This is a genomic window from Mycobacterium sp. TH-M82, from assembly GCF_057473605.1.
Genome location: NZ_JBYCKY010000446.1, coordinates 1 through 1,034 on the forward strand (window position 1 = coordinate 1; position 1,034 = coordinate 1,034).

The 1,034-nt window shown below is 63.3% G+C and carries 3 protein-coding genes; 1 reads left to right on the plus strand and 2 read right to left on the minus strand.

Annotated elements, in window-relative coordinates:
• Nucleotides 1-433: type II toxin-antitoxin system VapC family toxin (locus AC2VON_RS13675; protein WP_486953453.1), on the plus strand; the 433-nt coding region annotated here is incomplete at its 5' end.
• On the opposite strand, the gene AC2VON_RS13680 is transcribed toward AC2VON_RS13675, so the two are convergent.
• Both AC2VON_RS13680 and AC2VON_RS13685 read right to left on the minus strand, forming a co-directional pair.
• Complete coding sequence (locus AC2VON_RS13680) at nt 434-688, minus strand: type II toxin-antitoxin system Phd/YefM family antitoxin (protein ID WP_486953454.1); 255 nt, start codon at nt 686-688, stop codon at nt 434-436.
• A gap of 149 nt (nt 689-837) precedes the next feature.
• The coding region (locus AC2VON_RS13685; RefSeq protein WP_486953455.1) for a metallopeptidase family protein at nt 838-1,034 on the minus strand (197 nt) is incomplete at its 5' end.

Here is a 1,034-nt window from a genome sequence, read left to right on the forward strand (position 1 = left end):
GCCGACCGCGACGGGTGAGTTTTCGCCAGTGATCGTGGTGGACGCAGGTGTGCTGGTGTTGGCGCTTACGAGCGGCACTTCCCAAGGCGACGCGGCACGCGCAGCCCTGAACGGCGACGACGGCTGGCTCGCACCGGCTCACATGCCGGGCGAGGTGCTACGGACCCTGCACAAGGCCGTATTGGGCAAGCAATTGGAGCCCGAGGACGCCGAGGCCGCCGCCGACACCGTCACCGCACTCGCCATCGAATACGTGCTTCCTGATGCACTGCTCCTGCGCACCGCCTGGGCCTGGCGGCCCAACATCTCGATCTACGACGGCCTGTATGTCGCGGTCGCTGCCGAACGCTCTGCCGCCGTGATCACCGTCGACAGCCGCTTGGCCAGTGCCACTGATCAGCTCGGTATCCCCGTCGCGATCACCCTGATCTAGTTAGGTCCGCCGGCGATACGGGGGGTGCGCGGTGACGTCACCGCGCCGATATGCCTCGTGGGCGTCGAGAAGCCGACGGGCGTTGGCCGGAGAACGAAACAGATACGCGGTCTCAACCCAGGCGGCGTAGTCATCTGCTGACATCAGGACCGCGTTGCCGCGCTTGGAGATGATCTCGACAGTTGTCCGGTCGCTGTTGACTTGTTCGATGAGAGGGAAGAGCCTCTTGCGGGCCTCGCTCGCGGTTAAAGCCATGACCGCCGCCTCCGATTTTTATGGTACATAATATTGTACCACTTTACTCGGTTCGCGGTCGGTGGCCCGGCGGAACTACTGGGAGACGACGCAGACTCACGAGAACATTCGTACGACCACTGTCAACCAGCATTCCGCCAACTGCTCTACTACCCCCAGCCCAGCTCGTGCAGCCGGTCGTCATCGATGCCGAAGTGGTGCGCGATCTCGTGAATCACCGTGATCGCGACCTCGTTGACGACTTCGCCTTCCGATGAACACATGTCCAACAGGGCCTCGCGATAGATGGTGACGGTGTCCGGCAGCGATCCGGCGTAGTTGGAGTCGCGCGCGGTCAACGCCACGC